Below are 13,565 nucleotides of genomic sequence, written 5' to 3'. Positions count from 1 at the left end.
GCGACGGAGCTGGTACAGCACTGCTATGCGCGACCACCACCGATGCTGCTGGCAGTGCTCCCGCGCGAACGGATCAGGCAGCCGGAACCGGAAGCAGATCCATCACTCTGGCAACGACATCTGCGATGCCGATGCCTGTGGTGTCGATGAGGACAGCATCGTCTGCCGGCTTCAGGGGCGCCACGGTACGCTGAGCATCACGGGCGTCGCGGGCCATGATCTCGCGCAGGAGGTCATCAAAGTTAACAGAAACCCCCTTGTCTTTCAACTGCTTATGCCGGCGCTCGGCGCGCTCCTCGGCACTGGCGGTCAGGAAGACCTTGTAGGAGGCGTCCGGGAAGATCACCGTGCCCATGTCACGGCCGTCGGCGACCAGGCCCGGCAGCTCCCTGAATGCGCGCTGGCGCTCCTTCAGGGCGGCACGGACCTCCGGGATGGCCGCAATGGCCGAGGCCAGTGCGCCCGTGGTCTCCAGGCGCAGCTCGTCGGTGGCATCGGTCCCGTTCACCATGACCCGCATGGCTTCACCCTGCTCGACAAACTGAACGTGGGTATCAAAGGTGCAGCGGACCAGCGCCGAGGCATCGGAGGTATCGATGTCGGCCCAGCTCGCGGCCACGCCCACCGCCCGGTACAGCGCGCCCGAATCCAGGTAATGCCAGCCCATCCGGCGCGCGATGATGCGGCTGATGGTACCCTTGCCAGCCCCTGAAGGGCCGTCGATGGTCAGGACGGGAGCGAGTGGATTCATGGGGTTCCCAGAGCGTGTGAAGGGGTCATTCTAGCCCCTGTCAGACGCCCCCAATGGGATCTTTTGTGCAACCACTTGAAACCACGAGGAAAAGCCCGGTAGAATGGCGGGCTTGAACGAGCGTCAACTGCCGATTGTCTTTCGCATATCGCGGCCACGCTCCACCCGAACAACTACTGTTTACGCCGAGGTATGCCATGAAAGTCCTGTCCTCCCTGAAGTCGGCGAAGGCCCGTCACCGTGACTGCAAGGTCGTGCGTCGTCGTGGCAAGATCTTCGTCATCTGCAAGTCGAACCCGCGTTTCAAGGCGCGTCAGCGCTAAGCCCAACAGCCTTCGCGGCTGCGGCTGGCCCTACGCGGGGCCGACCCGATGCAAAAAGCCGCCTTCGGGCGGTTTTTTGTTTATGCGGCTTTTTCCTGCCGTTTTTGCTGTAATCGCCTTTCTTGACCACTGGGGAGTAGATCGAGATGAAGCGTTACCTGTCCGCCCTGGCCGTGATGGCCACCCTGGCCACCGCCACGCCGGCGCTGGCCGATACCCTGCTTGTCGACCGTGCCCGCGAGAAGCCGGCCGGTGCCCTGCCCGTGCGCGGCCAGAGCATGCAGCAGGTACAGGCGCAGTTCGGCGCGCCGAGCGAGCAGCTGCAGCCGCGTGGCGGGCAGAAGCGGCAATGGCCGACCATCAACCGCTGGGTGTACCCGCAGTTCACCGTCTACTTCGAGAAGCAGAAGGTGATCGACGTGGTGGCCAACCAGGCGGACCCGAACGAAATCGGCCCGAAACCGCCGATCCGTTGATCCCTTTACCCGCCCTGGGCGGGCCTGTGTAGCGAGACCATGAACCAGACCCTTCGTTTTCCTGCCGAGTGGGAAGCCCAGAGCGGCGTCCTGATTGCCTGGCCCACCGCCGACACCGACTGGGCCGACCGCCTGGGCCAGGTGGAAGAGACCTACATCGCGCTGGTCGCGGCCATCACCCGCTTCCAGCCGGTGCTGATCTGCGTGGCCGACGACGATGTGGAGACCTATGCCGAGATGCGGCTGCGCTCCAACCGCATCGACATGGACAAGGTCCACTTCACCACGGCCGCCTACGACGATACCTGGTTGCGCGACTCCGGCCCGATCACCCTGCGCCGTGCCGACGGCGGCTTCCAGCTGCTGGATTTCCGCTTCACCGGCTGGGGCGGCAAGTTCGACGCCACCCTGGATGACCAGCTGGTGGGCGTGCTTGACCAGGCCGGCGTGTTCAACGACGCACCGGTGCGCAGCATTCCGTTCGCGCTGGAAGGCGGCGGCATCGAGACCGACGGCGAAGGCACCCTGCTGACCACCTGGAAGTGCCTGCACGAGCGCCACCCGGACCGCGACCGCGCCAGCCTGACTGCCGACCTGGCCGACTGGCTGCAGCAGGACCGCGTGCTGTGGCTGGACCACGGCTATCTGGAAGGCGACGACACCGACGCGCACATCGATACCCTCGCCCGCTTCGCCTCGGCTGACAGCATCGTCTACCAGGCCTGCGACGACGAGAGCGACTCGCACTACGCCGAACTGCAGGCGATGGGCAATGAGCTGGCCGCGCTGCGCACCAAGGACGGCCAGCCGTATCGCCTGTTCCCGCTGCCGTGGGCACAGCCGGTGATCGACGAAGGCCGCCGCCTGGCTGCGTCGTACGCCAACTACCTGATCGTCAATGGCGCGGTGCTGATGCCGGCCTATGGCGATCCGGCCGATGACCTGGCCCGCGACGTGCTGGCACAGGCGCACCCGGGCCGGGAGATCGTGCAGGTGCCCTGCCGCTCGCTGATCTGGCAGAACGGCAGCCTGCACTGCATCACCATGCAGCTGCCGGCCGGGTTGTTGAAGGCCTGAGGATGGGTAGTGCCGGCCGCTGGCCGGCAACCATGCAATGCCTGATGGATTGACGGGGTTGCCGGCCAGCGGCCGGCACTACCAGCACCCATTCAGCGCGCGACACGCCGTCGCCGCCCATCCGCGCTAACATGCTGGTTTTCCCCCGCAGGAACGCCCCGCATGAACTCGCGCAGCCCCCTTACCGTCGCCCTGATCCAGGAGCGCAACCACGGTGATGCCGCCGCCAACCTGGCGGTGATCGAAGCACGCGTGGCCGAGGCGGCTGCGCAGGGTGCCAAGCTGGTGCTGCTGCAGGAACTGCATAACGGCCCGTACTTCTGCCAGCACGAATCGGTGGACGAGTTCGACCTGGCCGAGCCGATCCCGGGCCCGAGCACCGAGCGCCTGGGCGCGCTGGCGAAGAAGCATGGCGTGGTGCTGGTCGGCTCGCTGTTCGAGCGCCGTGCTGCCGGCCTGTACCACAACACCGCCGTGGTGTTCGAGAAGGACGGTACGCTGCTCGGCAAGTACCGCAAGATGCATATCCCGGACGACCCGGGCTTCTACGAGAAGTTCTACTTCACCCCGGGCGACATCGGTTTCAAGCCGATCGATACCTCGGTGGGTCGCCTCGGCGTGCTGGTGTGCTGGGACCAGTGGTACCCGGAAGCGGCGCGCCTGATGGCGCTGGCCGGTGCCGAACTGCTGCTCTACCCGACCGCGATCGGCTGGGACCCGGACGACGTGCAGGACGAAAAGACCCGCCAGCGCGACGCCTGGGTGCTGAGCCACCGTGGCCACGCCGTGGCCAACGGCCTGCCGGTGCTGAGCTGCAACCGCGTCGGCCACGAGGCCTCGCCGCTGGGCGCCTCCGGCATCCAGTTCTGGGGCAACAGCCACGTGCTGGGCCCGCAGGGCGAGTTCCTGGCCGAAGCCGGCACCGATGCCACGGTTCTGCTGTGCGATGTCGACCTGCAGCGCAGCGAGCATGTGCGCCGCATCTGGCCGTTCCTGCGCGACCGCCGCATCGATGCCTACGGCGACCTGCTCAAGCGCTACATCGACTGAGCCGGAGCCCGCGCATGGCCGTCCTCATCCGTGATGCCGGCCCGGCCGACATCGCCGCGATCACCGCGATCTACGCGGTGGAAGTGACCGACTTCGTCAACACTTACGAGTACGACATCCCGGACGCGTCCGAGATGCTGCGCCGCATGCGCGACATCATCGACCGCGGCTTCCCCTACCTGGTCGCCGAGATTGACGGCCAGGTGGCCGGCTATGCCTACGCCAACACCTACCGCACCCGCGTTGCCTACCAGTGGACCGTGGAAAACTCGGTCTACGTCGATGCCGCGTTCCAGGGCAAGGGCGTTGGCACCGGCCTGCTCCAGGCCCTCATCGACGCCTGCGTGGCGCGTGGCTACCGGCAGATGGTGGCGGTGATCGGCGAACCGACCAATACCGCTTCAATCAAGCTGCACGAACGCTTCGGCTTCGAGCTGGTCGGCGTGTTCCGTGGCCTCGGCCGCAAGCATGGCCGCTGGCTGGATACCGTGCAGATGCAGCGCGCGCTCGGCGATGGCGCCGACACTGCACCTTCCAATGAATGAACCCATGACCGAAACCCTTCCCGAGACCGGCGACGACCTCTTCGCCGGCCAGCCGGTACGCGTTGTTGAACGCGACGGCGTGCGCTACACCCTGCTGGGCACCGCCCATGTCTCACGCGCCAGCGTCGAGGCGGTGGAGAAAGCCATCGACAGCGGCCGCTTCGATGCCGTTGCCGTTGAACTGGACCCGCAGCGCCTGCAGGCGCTGAGCGATCCGGACACGCTGGCCAAGCTCGACCTGGTCGAGGTGATCCGCAAGGGCCGCGTCGCCCTGTTCGCCGCCAACCTGGCGTTGTCCGCCTATCAGCGGCGCCTGGCCGAACAGCTCGACATCGAGCCGGGCGCCGAACTGAAGCGCGCGGTGGAACTGGCGCGCGCGCGCAACCTGCCGGTACACCTGATCGACCGTGAAGTCGGCCTGACCTTCCGCCGTGCCTCGCAGCGGCTGGGCTTCTTCGGCAAGCTGAAGCTGGTTGCCGGGCTTGGCGCCGGTCTGTTCTCATCCGAGGAAGTGGGCGAAAACGAGATCGAGAAGCTCAAGCAGGGCGACATGCTGGAGTCGAGCTTCGGCGAGTTCGCCAGCGAGAGCCCGGCGCTGTACGAGACCATCATCGGCGAGCGCGACCGCTACATGGCCACGCGCCTGCGCGAGGAACACGACCCACAGCAGCGTGAAGTGCTGGCGGTGGTGGGTGCCGGTCACCTGGCCGGGCTGGCACGCTATCTGGAAACCGACACCGAGGCGCCGGCACCGCTGCGCGCCGAGCTGGAAGCAGTACCGAAGAAGCGCAACATTCCGTGGTTCACGCTGGGCATCCTGGCGATCGTGGCGACCGGCATCGGCGTAGGCTTCTACCGCGGCGGTCTGGGTGTGGGCACCGAACTGCTGGCAACCTGGGCTATGTATACCGGCGGCCTGGCGGGTCTGGGCTGCCTGCTGGCCGGCGGCCATCCGCTGAGCATCCTCACCGCGATCGCGGTGGCGCCGTTCAAGCCGTTCCGCCTGAGCATCCCGACCGGCGCATTCTCGGCCCTGGTGGAAGCGCGCCTGCGCAAGCCGGCGTATGAGGACTTCCTGAAGCTGCGCGACGATGCGCAGAGCCTGAAGGGCTGGTATCGCAACCGCGTCACCCGCGTGGTGCTGACCTTCATGCTGACCAACATCGGCAGCATGCTGGGCCTGTGGCTGACCACGTTCAAGGTGTGGGGCAAGGTCGCCGGTTGATTGCAACGCCCCGCCGGGCATGGCCCGGCGCTACCGGCCGCACGGCGTCTGCGCGCGCGACCGGCAGGTGCCAACCTTGGTTGGCACGCTTTACGCCGACCGCAAAGATCGGCCAAGCATGCTCTGCGCAGAACATCAAAAAAAAGGGGGGAGGCCGCCCCACTACGACCGGCCTCCCCCACACCACAACACGTTGGCGCCCATTACAGCCGGGCAGCGCCCGGCTCTACCATATCCAGACCGCGGGCGCGGCGGATCAAGCGTGTCACCGCACTGCGCAGGTCATCCAGCACTGCATAGATCGTCGGCAGGAACAGCAGGCTGACCACGGTCGAGAACGCCAGGCCGCCGGCAATCGCGCGCGCCATCGGTGCGTACTCCGGGCCGTTGCCGAACATCTGCGTACTGGTCAGCGAGATCGGCACCATCGCCAGGATCGCCGTGCCCATGGTCATCATGATTGGCCGCAATCGCTCGCGTGAGCCCTCCACCAGCGCCTGGGTGCGTCCCATGCCGCCGCGCCGCAGGTTGTTGATGTGCTCGATCATCACGATGCCGTTGTTCACCACCACACCCATCAGCACCAGGATGCCGATGAAGGACATGATCCCGAACGAGGTACCGGTGATCCAGAACAGCCAGAACACGCCGAAGATCGAGAACAGCACGCCACTCATGATCGCCGCCGGGAACAGCAGCGACTCGAACACCGCCGCCATCACCACGTAGATCATCACCAGCGCGATCAGCAGGTTGAACACCATCTGCTGCATCGCTTCGTCGTCGTTGCCGTAATCGCCGCCATCGAAGGTGAAGCCATAACCGGCCGGGAAGTTCATCGGCTTGAGCACCGACTCCATCGCCTTGCGACCATCCGGCGCGGTGACCTTCTCGGCCAGGTTGGCCTTGATGGTCAGCGTGGTCTGGCGGTTGGTGCGACCGATCTGGGTGGCTGACGAACCGACATCGACAGTGACCAGGCTCAGCAGCGGCACGCTGCGGCCATCGCCGGTACGCACACTGAAGCCGGCCAGGTCTTCCGGGCTGCTCTGCTCGGCGCCAGCGAAGCGCACCCATACCGGCACCTCGTTGTCGCCGCGGCGGAACTCGCGCATCGGTGCACCGCGCAGGGCCAGGCCGACGAAGTTGGCTACCTGCTCGGCATTGAAGCCGAATGCGGCGGCGCGCTCGCGGTCGACGCGCACCTTCAGTTCGCCGCCCTTCTCGCCGTTGTCGATGCGCACATCGCGCAGCTCGGCGCGCTGGGCCAGCAGCGGTACCACTTCCTGGCCGATCTCCTGCAGCATCGAACTGGAGTCGCCCACCAGCTGCACCTGCACGCCCTGGTTGCCGCCACCGCCGCCATCACCGCCCTGGTTGCCGACGAAGTAGTCGGTGCGGGCCGACTTCGGCAGGCCCTTGCGCAGCTCTTCCTGCAGCGCCTTGATGTCCTTGGCGTACTTTTCGTCCAGGGTGACCACGGTGGAGCTGCCTTCCTGCTCGCTGTACCAGGAATACACCTGCTTCACGTGCAGGCGCTCGCGGTTGGCGTCGATCCAGTTCTCCACCCGCGCCACTTCCTCGGACATCTGCCGGTAGGTGTAGGCGCCCTTCCACATGTAGCCGATGAAGATGTCCTTGCCGCCGTCACCACCGAACATGTCGACCTTGGTCAGCTTCATCGGCACCAGGCTGACCAGCACCACCAGCACGATGCCGAGCAGGCTCCAGCCACGATGGTGCAGCGACCAGTCCAGCAGTGTCGCGTAGCGCCGCTGCAGGCGCGCGATCACGCCGGTCTGCGAGTGCACCAGCTTCGGCGTGGCCATGCGCGCGGACAACATCGGGATCAGGCTGACCGCGACCAGCCACGAGGCCAGCAGCGAGACCGAGATGGTGATCGCGATCTGCGCCATGAAGATGCTGATGTTGTTGGTCTCGCCGAACAGGTTCGGCACGAACACGATGCAGTGGCACAGCGTACCGGCACTGAGCGCGATGGCCACGTTGCGGGTGCCGATGATCGAGGCCAGGCGCGGCTGCCCCGGCATGCGCTCGCGCTCCTGGTAGATGCTCTCCACCACCACCACGGCGTTGTCGACCAGCATGCCCACCGCCAGCAGCAGGCCCATCATGGTCAGGATGTTCAGCGTCACCCCGACGAAGTACATGAAGCCCAGGGTGATGGTGAAACAGATCGGAATGGCCAGGGTCACCATCAGCGTGGACGGCCAATGGCGCAGGAAGAAGAACAGCACCGTGATCGACAGGATCAGGCCGACCGCACCGGCCTCGGCCAGTTCCAGCAGCGAGGAGGTCACCGCCTTGCCCTGGTTGTCGATCACCTTGATCTGCACGTCGCGCATCGACGCTTCGGCACGGATCGATTCAACCTCGGCCAGTGCCGCGCGCGACACCTCCACCAGATTGGCACTGCGCTCCTTGAAGATGTCCAGGCCGACCGCCGGGTTGCCGTCCAGGCGGCGCCCGTAGTTCATCCGCGCCGGCTTCAGGCGCACATCGGCGATATCGCCCAGGCGCAGGCCCTTGGCGTTGATCACCAGATCGCGCATTTCCTGCAGGTCGGTGATCTCACCCACCGGCTGCACGCGCACGCGCTGGCCGTTGTCGTCGATCTGCCCGGCCGAGATCGAGAAATTCAGCGTGCGCAGGCGCTCGCTCAGCTCGTTGATGCTCAGCCCGTGCGCGTTGAGCCGGTTCGGATCGATGGCGATCTCCACCTCGTTCGGCGGCGCGCCGGTGATGTCGACACGGGCCACGCCGGGAATGCGCTCGATGCGCCGCTTGAACTCGCGGTCGAGCATGTCATAGGCAGTGGTCAGATCGGTGGTGCTGGCCAGGCGCACCTTCAGCACCGGCTGGTCGCTGCTGGACCACTTGAACACGTTGTAGCGCTGCAGGTCGTCGGGCAGGTCGCTGCGGATCGCGTCGATGCGCTCGCGTGCATCGGAGGCGGCGATGGCGATGTCGCGGTCCCAGTCGCTGAACTCGATGAAGATCAGCGCCGCTTCGGAGGTGGCCGACGAGCGCATGCGCTTGATGCCGGTCATCGTCGCCAGCGATTCCTCGACCGGGCGGATGATGGTCCGTTCCACTTCCTCCGGGGTGGAGCCGGTGTACGGAATCTGCACGAACAGGAACGGCGCGGAGATGTCCGGCAGCGCCTCCAGCGGCAACCGGAACGAAGCGATCAGGCCGATCACCACCAGCGACACGAAACACATGATGGTGGTGACCGGGCGGCGGATGGAGAACTCGGCCACACTCATGCCGGTTCCTCCGTACCCGCCGCGCTGGCCGCCGCACCCGGCTCGATCTCACTGGCGTGCTTGCGGCCGCGCTCGCGGTAATAGGCATCACCGCGGCGATCCATCAGGTCATACACCACCGGGATCACCAGCAGGGTCAGCAGGGTCGACACCAGCAGGCCACCGATCACGGTGATCGCCATCGGCGCGCGCACTTCGGCGCCCTCGCCCATCGCCACCGCCAGCGGCAGGAAGCCGAACAGCGTGCACAGCGTGGTCATGATGATCGGCCGCAGGCGCGAGCGCGCGCCTTCCACCAGTGCCTCGTGCTTGGCTACGCCGGCCTCGCGCAGCTGGTTGACCTTGTCGATCAGGATGATCGCGTTCTTGGTGACCAGGCCGACCAGCAGGATCAGGCCGATGAACACCACCACCGAGATGGGCTTGCCGGTCAGCATCAGCGCCAGGATCGCACCGACCAGCGCCAGCGGGATGGTGAACAGGATCACGAACGGGTGCAGCAGCGATTCGAACTGCGAAGCCATCACCAGGTAGACCAGGAAGATCGCCAAGCCGAAGGCGAAGATCAACGACTTCGCCGCCTGCGCCAGCTCCTCGCCCTGGCCACCGATGTGCAGGCCGACGCCCGCACCCAGCGGCTGCTCGGCGACCATCTGCTGCACTTCGCGCATGGCCGCGCCGAGGTCGATGTCGCGCAGGTTGGCCGACACCACCGCCACCCGGGTCTGGTCGGCACGGTGGATCTCACTGGGGCCAGTGGTGGCGACCACTTCGGCCACCGCGTCCAGCGTGACCGGACGGGTGCTGCCCGGGTTGACGATCAGCCGGCGGATGCTCTCCACGCTGGCGCGGTCGCCCTCCTGCGCACGCACCAGCACGTCGATCTTGCGGTCACGGAAGCTGTAGCGGGTGGCGACATCGCCGCGCACCTTCTTCACCACCACGTCGGCGATCTGGCGCGTGGTCAGGCCCAGCGCACCGGCACGCTCCTGGTCGAAGCGGATCTGGATTTCCGGGAAGCCCTCTTCCACCGTCGACTTCACATCGGCGTAGTGCGCATTGCCGCGCAGCATCGCCGCCAGGCGCTGGCCGGCCACTTCCAGGGTTGCCATGTCCTGCCCGCGCAACTCGATTTCCAGCGGCGTGGAGAAGCTGAACAACGCCGGCCGCGCGAAATCGACCTGTGCACCCGGATGCTGACCCATGGTGTCACGCAGGCGCTCGGTGATCTCCGCTTCGGTACGCGCGTTGCCGCCGCCTTCCATCACCACGGTCAACTTGCCGATGTTCTCGCCGCTCTCGGTGGGGCTGGCATCCAGGCGGGTGCCGCTGCCGCTGACACCGTACAGCGACGCCACGCCCTCGCCCTTGCCGTGCGCCAGCTGCAGCTCGCGTACCAGTGCATCAGTCTGCTTCAGCGGCGTGCCGGCCGGCAGCTTCACCGTCATCTCGAAACGGTCCTGCGCCAGCTGCGGAATCAGGTCGGCACCGAGCATCGGCACCAGCGCCATGGTCGCCACGAAGATGATCGAGGCGACACCCAGCACCTTGCCCGGATGCGCCAGTGCGCTCGGCAGCAGGCGCAGGTAGCCACGCTCGGCACCGGCGTACGGCTTCATCGCCAGATCGCTGGCCTTGCGCATCACCGGGCCGACCACCGCCACCACGCCACGCCACGCCCGCACGACCAGCCAGGCCAGCGCGTAGAAGCTCCAGCGCGCGGTCGCCACGGCACCACGACGGCCCAGTGCCACCGGCTTCTGCCAGCGGTTCTGCGGTTGCCACGGTTCGTTCGGCGCTTCTTCCGGGAACGCCAGCGGCGGCCGTCCCTTCAGCGAGCTCAGCATCGGGATCAGGGTCATCGACACCAGCAGCGAGATCGCGATGGCGATCGCCACGGTCAACGCCTGGTCGCGGAACAGCTGGCCAGCGATGCCATCGACGAACACCAGCGGCAAGAACACCGCGATGGTGGTCAGGGTGGAGGCGACCACCGCCATGCTCACTTCGCGGGTACCGACGATGGCGGCCTGCAGAATGCCCAGGCCACGCTCGCGGGCCTTGGCGATGCTCTCCAGCACCACGATCGAGTCATCCACCACCAGGCCGGTGGCCAGTGCCAGACCGCCCAGCGACATCACGTTCAAGCTCAGGCCGAGCTGGCCCATGAAGAAGAACGTGGCGATGATCGAGACCGGCAGCGACAGGCTGATCACGAACGTGCTCCAGCCATCACGCAGGAACAGGAAGATGATCAGGATCGCCAGCAGGCCACCGATCACCGCATCCTTCTTGACGTCGGCGATGGCGTGCTCGATGAAGCGCGACTGGTCCTCGATGGTGGTCATCTCGACGTCGGACGGGAACGTGCCCTTGATCTGCTCCAGGCGCTTGCGCAGCGCTTCGGCGGTGGACACGGTATTGGCGTCGCCTTCCTTGTAGATCGCCAGTTCGACCGATTCCTTGCCGCCCAGGCGGATCACCGCTTCGCGCTCCTTGTAGCCCTGGCGCACGGTGGCCACGTCCTTCAGGCGCACCGGCACACCGTTGGCGACCACGCTGGAACCACCGCCGGACGATGCGCTCTGCGCCGCCGATGCCGCCGCGATGGCTGCCGCCGAACCGGTCGACGCGGCGATGTTGAACATCTGCTGCAACGCCGAGTCGGCCGCGCTGCCGTTCGACGCCTGGGTGGTGACCAGCAGGTTGCGGATCTCTTCCAGATCGGCGAACTGGTTGACGGTACGCACCAGGAAGCGCTGCGAACCCTCCTCCAGGCGGCCGCCGGAGATGTTGATGTTCTCGTCCTTCAGGCGCTTGATGACGGTGTCGATCGGCAGGTTCAGCTGGGCCAGCTTCTGCTGGTCGATGTCGACCTGGATCTCGTCCTCGAGGCCGCCACCGACCTTGACCGCCGCCACGCCGCTGACCGGCTCCAGCTTCTTCTTCAGGTCTTCATCGGCATAGCGGCGCAGGCCGGTCAGCTCGCGGACCGCATCGGCATCGCTGGTCGGCGCCACCTTGTTCGACAGCACCAGGCGCATGATCGGTTCGGTGGACGGATTGAAGCGCAGCAGCACCGGGGCCTTGGCCTCCAGTGGCAGGTTCAGCGCTTCCATCTTGTCGCGCACCTCCAGGCTGGCCTGGTCCATGTTGGTGCCCCAGGCGAACTCCAGCACTACATCGCTCTGGCCGGTGCGCGAGACCGACTTCAGCTTGCGCAGGTTCTTGACCACGCCGACCGCTTCTTCAACCGGCTGGGTGATCAGGGTTTCGATTTCGGTCGGCGCCGAACCGGTGTACTCGGTGCGCACGGTCAGCGTCGGGTAGCTCAGGTCGGGCAGCAGGTTGACCTTGAGGTTGCCCAGCGCGATCAGGCCAAACAGCAACAGGGTGACCGTGCACATGGCGATGGTCACGCGGCGGCGGGTGGCGAATTCCACCAGGCCGCCGCGCATGCTGGCGGCGGCGCCATCGCTCGCCGGCGAGGCACCGTGGTCGTGGCCCGGGGCGGTCATTGCGTGCTCCCGGCCTTGTCTGCCGGCTTGGCGGCCGCTGCGACCGTCTTCGGCTTTGCCTTCGGATCGGCGATCACCTGCACTGCGGTGCCGTCGCGCAGGGCGACCTTGCCGGCGGTGACCACCTGATCACCGGCCGCCAGGCCATCACGGATCTCCACCCACGGGCCCTCGGCGTAACCCAGCTTGACCGGAACGCGTGCGACCTTGCCTTCGCGCACCCGGAACACCGCCGGCTCACCATCGTCGAGCAGCGCCAGGCGCGGCACCACCAGCGCATCGGCACGCTGGTCGTAATCGATGCGGATGCGACCGAACATGCCGGGCTGCAACGCGTGCGCGGCGCCATCGAAGGCACTGACCACGCGAAACGTACCACTGCCCGAATCCACCACCGGTGCGATGCGATCGACCGTGCCGGTGAAGCTCTGGCCCGGCAGCGCATCGGCGGCCAGCGTCACCGGCTGGCCGGCGCGCAGGGTGGCCAGCTCGCGCTCGGGCACGTTGAGGGTGGCTTCCAGCCGCGAGTTGTCGACGATGCGGAAGATCGGCGTGTTGATCTGCACGAAGTTGCCGGTCTTGATCGAGCGCGACGCGATCACGCCGGAGATCGGCGCCACCACCGTGGTGTAGGACAGTTCCAGCGTGGCCAGGCGGTACTGCGCGCGTACGTTTTCCAGGTCGTAACGCAGCTGGTCGACATCGGCGGCGCTGACCATCTGCTGGCCCACCAGTTTCTGCGCGCGCTGGTAGTTGTTTTCCAGCTTGCGCATCTGCGCTTCGCTCTGCACCACAGCCAGCCGAGCACGGTCCGGGTCCAGCCGCACCAGCGGCTGCCCGGCGGTCACCCGCTGGCCTTCCTCGACCAGCACCGCCAGCGCCACGCCGGAGGTCTTGGCGACCACCTGCGACTCGGCACGCGGCTCCAGCGCAGCGGTGCCGGTGTAGCTGGCGGCGACCGCGCGATGGCCCGCCACGGCCACCTCGACCGGAACCGCGTCGACCTTCTTCTCCTCCTTGGTCTCGGCGGCCTTGGCTTCGGAATTGGGCCCTGCGGCGCAACCGCCCAGCAGCAGGGAGGTGGAGATCAGCAGTGCGGCAGCGCAGATTCCGCTGCGGCGGCCGGACAGGAAGGTTGGGTGCGACATCGTCAGATCCCTGGAGGATGCGTGGACAGGTGTGGTAGCAAAGTAATGCACCACTTCACGGCAACACCATATCCCAAAGGTCATGGTGTCTTCGTGCCACTGGTCGGCCCGCCCCCCATTTCAGCTAGATGAAACCTGGGGCTATACTCGGGTCGTTCCGTA

General features: G+C 66.5%; 10 protein-coding genes. 6 read left to right on the top strand and 4 right to left on the bottom strand.

All coding sequences use genetic code 11. The annotated features are described in order from the left end of the window. Positions 1–73: 73 nt before the first annotated feature. On the bottom strand, positions 74–751 hold the full coding sequence (gene cmk / locus ACZK33_RS09900; RefSeq protein WP_032130077.1) for a (d)CMP kinase: 678 nt from the start codon (positions 749–751) through the stop codon (positions 74–76). A 197-nt stretch (positions 752–948) separates the two neighbouring features. Between cmk and ykgO the strand changes: the two genes are divergently transcribed. The 6 genes from ykgO to ACZK33_RS09870 all read left to right on the top strand — a co-directional run bounded on the left by ykgO (position 949) and on the right by ACZK33_RS09870 (position 5,447). Beyond that, positions 949–1,074 carry a type B 50S ribosomal protein L36 gene (gene ykgO / locus ACZK33_RS09895; RefSeq protein WP_005409283.1) on the top strand — a complete coding sequence of 42 codons (126 nt, stop codon included), beginning with the start codon at positions 949–951 and terminating at the stop codon, positions 1,072–1,074. Between the two features lie 176 nt (positions 1,075–1,250). Then, a complete protein-coding gene (locus tag ACZK33_RS09890) occupies positions 1,251–1,550 on the top strand; it encodes a hypothetical protein (RefSeq protein WP_423175526.1) in 300 nt (99 codons plus the stop codon). 39 nt (positions 1,551–1,589) lie between these two features. Next, entirely contained in the window at positions 1,590–2,627 is a 1,038-nt protein-coding gene (locus ACZK33_RS09885) for an agmatine deiminase family protein (protein WP_014036892.1), read from the top strand. Between the two features lie 162 nt (positions 2,628–2,789). Further along, entirely contained in the window at positions 2,790–3,677 is an 888-nt protein-coding gene (locus ACZK33_RS09880; protein ID WP_005409280.1) for a carbon-nitrogen hydrolase, read from the top strand. A gap of 14 nt (positions 3,678–3,691) precedes the next feature. Then, positions 3,692–4,222, top strand: coding sequence for a GNAT family N-acetyltransferase (locus ACZK33_RS09875; protein ID WP_005409279.1), 531 nt, complete (start codon positions 3,692–3,694; stop codon positions 4,220–4,222). 4 nt (positions 4,223–4,226) lie between these two features. Next, positions 4,227–5,447: a TraB/GumN family protein gene (locus ACZK33_RS09870; RefSeq protein ID WP_423175707.1), complete on the top strand. Its 1,221-nt coding sequence runs from the start codon at positions 4,227–4,229 to the stop codon at positions 5,445–5,447. Between the two features lie 203 nt (positions 5,448–5,650). On the opposite strand, the gene ACZK33_RS09865 is transcribed toward ACZK33_RS09870, so the two are convergent. Genes ACZK33_RS09865 through ACZK33_RS09855 form a run of 3 tightly spaced genes read right to left on the bottom strand, consistent with a single transcriptional unit; the run spans position 5,651 to position 13,403 of the window. Next, complete coding sequence (locus ACZK33_RS09865) at positions 5,651–8,737, bottom strand: efflux RND transporter permease subunit (protein WP_423175706.1); 3,087 nt, start codon at positions 8,735–8,737, stop codon at positions 5,651–5,653. Further along, positions 8,734–12,255 carry an efflux RND transporter permease subunit gene (locus tag ACZK33_RS09860; protein WP_423175704.1) on the bottom strand — a complete coding sequence of 1,174 codons (3,522 nt, stop codon included), beginning with the start codon at positions 12,253–12,255 and terminating at the stop codon, positions 8,734–8,736. The genes ACZK33_RS09865 and ACZK33_RS09860 overlap by 4 nt, the downstream gene beginning before the upstream one ends. Beyond that, positions 12,252–13,403: an efflux RND transporter periplasmic adaptor subunit gene (locus ACZK33_RS09855; protein ID WP_423175702.1), complete on the bottom strand. Its 1,152-nt coding sequence runs from the start codon at positions 13,401–13,403 to the stop codon at positions 12,252–12,254. The genes ACZK33_RS09860 and ACZK33_RS09855 overlap by 4 nt, the downstream gene beginning before the upstream one ends. Between the last annotated feature and the right edge of the window lie 162 nt (positions 13,404–13,565).

This window comes from Stenotrophomonas sp. 86156_Sma (assembly GCF_056481625.1).
Note: the sequence above shows the minus strand (reverse complement) of the source record. Positions and strands in the feature narration are given on the sequence as shown.

Excerpts from the sequence above, each read along its gene's own strand:
- cmk (WP_032130077.1), bottom strand. The coding sequence starts at position 751 with ATGAATCCACTCGCTCCCGTCCTGACCATCGACGGCCCTTCAGGGGCT.
- ykgO (WP_005409283.1), top strand. The coding sequence starts at position 949 with ATGAAAGTCCTGTCCTCCCTGAAGTCGGCGAAGGCCCGTCACCGTGAC.
- ACZK33_RS09890 (WP_423175526.1), top strand. The coding sequence starts at position 1,251 with ATGGCCACCCTGGCCACCGCCACGCCGGCGCTGGCCGATACCCTGCTT.
- ACZK33_RS09885 (WP_014036892.1), top strand. The coding sequence starts at position 1,590 with ATGAACCAGACCCTTCGTTTTCCTGCCGAGTGGGAAGCCCAGAGCGGC.
- ACZK33_RS09880 (WP_005409280.1), top strand. The coding sequence starts at position 2,790 with ATGAACTCGCGCAGCCCCCTTACCGTCGCCCTGATCCAGGAGCGCAAC.
- ACZK33_RS09875 (WP_005409279.1), top strand. The coding sequence starts at position 3,692 with ATGGCCGTCCTCATCCGTGATGCCGGCCCGGCCGACATCGCCGCGATC.
- ACZK33_RS09870 (WP_423175707.1), top strand. The coding sequence starts at position 4,227 with ATGACCGAAACCCTTCCCGAGACCGGCGACGACCTCTTCGCCGGCCAG.
- ACZK33_RS09865 (WP_423175706.1), bottom strand. The coding sequence starts at position 8,737 with ATGAGTGTGGCCGAGTTCTCCATCCGCCGCCCGGTCACCACCATCATG.
- ACZK33_RS09860 (WP_423175704.1), bottom strand. The coding sequence starts at position 12,255 with ATGACCGCCCCGGGCCACGACCACGGTGCCTCGCCGGCGAGCGATGGC.
- ACZK33_RS09855 (WP_423175702.1), bottom strand. The coding sequence starts at position 13,403 with ATGTCGCACCCAACCTTCCTGTCCGGCCGCCGCAGCGGAATCTGCGCT.